This is a genomic window from Actinocrinis sp., from assembly GCF_035938995.1.
GTDB lineage: Bacteria > Actinomycetota > Actinomycetes > Streptomycetales > Catenulisporaceae > DASZGI01.
Window position 1 is genome coordinate 1 of record NZ_DASZGI010000384.1, and the last position, 2,499, is coordinate 2,499.

1 protein-coding gene is annotated in these 2,499 nt (G+C 67.9%); it reads right to left on the bottom strand.

Features of this window, described 5'->3' with window-relative positions:
• Window positions 1-2,117 (bottom strand): ATP-dependent RecD-like DNA helicase (locus VGZ32_RS26685; RefSeq protein ID WP_326888973.1); only part of this gene is annotated, 2,117 nt, incomplete at its 3' end.
• Between the last annotated feature and the right edge of the window lie 382 nt (window positions 2,118-2,499).

Consider the following 2,499-nt stretch of genomic DNA (forward strand, 5'->3'; position numbering starts at 1 on the left):
CGGGTCACGCCGGTGTAGAGCAGGTTGCGCTGGAGCATGGTCCAGGCGCTGGTGGTGACCGGGATGATCACGGCGGGGTACTCCGAGCCCTGCGAGCGGTGGACTGTTACTGCGTACGCGTGCTGGAGCTCGTCGAGTTCGGCGAAGTCGTAGGCGATCTGCTCGTCTTCGTCGGTGCGGACGGTGAGTTTCTGGTTCTCGGGGTCGAGGTTTATGACTACGCCGCCGGTGCCGTTGAAGACCCCGTTCATGCCCTTGTCGTAGTTGTTGCGGATCTGGGTCACCTTGTCGCCGACGCGGTAGACCCGGCCGCCGAACCTTCGCTCGGGGGCGCCGTCTTTGTGCGGAGTGAGGGCCTGCTGGAGCAGCACGTTGAGGTTGCCTGCGCCGGCCGGGCCGCGGTGCATCGGGGTGAGTACCTGGATGTCTTTTCTCGCGTCGAGGCCGAACTTGCGGGGGATCCGGTTCACGGCCAGGTCGACGACGAGTTCAGCGGCCTTGTCGGAGTCGTCCTCGGCGAACAGGTGGAAGTCGGGGAATTCGCCGAGGCGTAGGGGTTTGCCCTCGTTGATCCGGTGCGCGTTGACGACGACGCCGGACTGCTGGGCTTGGCGGAAGACCTGGGTGAGCCGCACGCGGGGCACGGGCTCGGCGTCGAGGAGGTCGCGCAGGACCTCGCCGGCGCCGACGCTGGGCAGCTGGTCCACGTCGCCGACCAGGAGCAGGTGTGCGCCTGGTGCGACGGCTTTCGCGAGCTTGTTGGCGAGCAGGACGTCGAGCATGGACGCCTCGTCGACGACGATGAGGTCCGCGTCGAGCGGGCGGTCGCGGTCATAGGCCGCGTCGCCGCCGGGCTTGAGCTCGAGCAGGCGGTGGACGGTGGCCGCTTCGGCGCCGGTGAGCTCGGCGAGGCGTTTCGCGGCGCGGCCGGTGGGGGCGGCGAGCAGCACCTTCGCGCGTTTGGCGCGGGCGAGTTCCACGATGGAGCGGACGGTGAACGACTTGCCACAGCCGGGGCCGCCGGTGAGCACGGCGAGTCGGCGGGTGAGGGCGAGCTTGACGGCTTCCTGCTGTTCGGGGGCGAGATCGTGGCCGGTGCGGCCGCGCAGCCAGGTGAGGGCCTTGTCCCAGTCGACGTCCTGGAAGGCGGCCAGGCGGTCGGCGGGGGCGCCCAGGAGGAAGAGCAGTTGGGAGGCAAGGCCGGTCTCGGCGCGGTGGAAGGGGACGAGGTAGATCGCCTCGGTGTCGGCCCACTCGCCGGGGAGGATTTCGCGGACGGCGCCCTGGGCCACGATCAGTTCGTCGAGGCAGGAGGAGCAGAGCGAGGCATCGACGGTCAGTATCTTGGCGGCGGCCTCGATGAGCTTGTCCTTGGGCAGGAAGCAGTTCCCGGCGTCGGTGCCCTGAGAAAGGGTGTATTGGAGGCCGGCTTTTACGCGTTCGGGCGAATCGTGCGGGATGCCGACGGCGGTAGCGATCGCGTCTGCGGTCTTGAAGCCGATGCCCCAGACATCGGCGGCGAGTTTGTAGGGCTCGGCCTTCACTATGTCGATGGAGGCATCGCCGTACTGCTTGTAGATGCGCACGGCGATGGATGTCGTTACGCCCACGGATTGCAGGAAGACCATGACTTCCTTGATGGCCTTCTGCTCGGTCCAGGCGTCGGCGATGAGTTTGGTGCGCTTGGGGCCGAGGGTGGGGACCTCGACCAGCCGCTCGGGGTCGGTCTCGATGACGGTGAGGGTGTCGGTGCCGAAGTGCTCGACGATGCGCTCGGCGAGTTTCGGGCCGATGCCCTTGATCAGGCCGGAGCCTAGGTAGCGCTGGATGCCCTGGATGGTGGCGGGCAGCACGGTGGTGTAGTTCTCGACGTGGAACTGGCGGCCGTACTGCGGGTGCGCGCCCCAGCGTCCGCGCATGCGCAGGGATTCGCCCGGCTGGGCGCCCAGCAGCGCCCCGACGACGGTGAGCAGATCGTCGATTCCGCCGCCGCCGGAGGAACGCGAAGGTGCGACGCGCGCGACGGTGTAACCCGTCTCCTCGTTGGCGTAGGTGATCCGCTCGAGTACGCCTTCGAGGACGGCGAGGTGGATTTCGGGAGCCGCCTGCGCTGTCATATCCGCAGCCTAGCGGGGGGATGGGACAGTGCGAGTCGAAGGTGGTGGGTTGTGGATAAACGGCTGGGCGGGGGAAGCGAGGCGGCTCAGGTGTGGAGGGCGGGCGGGATGAGATAGCGCTGCCCCAGCCGTGGGGACCGGGGCAGCGCGTACTTGGTTATAGGGGCGGCGGCTAAAGAAACCGCATGGATGGACGGTTGAGACCGCGTCAGCCGGTGGTCGATGCGGTGCCTGCGGAGGAACTCAGGTCGTAGACGGTGACGCCGTCGACGGTCTGGGCGGTGTAGTGCGCAGCGACCCAGGTTGCGATCTGCGAGGCGGCCGAGGAGGGATCGTTCTGACCGGTCGAGCCGGAGATGTAGTAGTGGATCTTCCCCTCCTG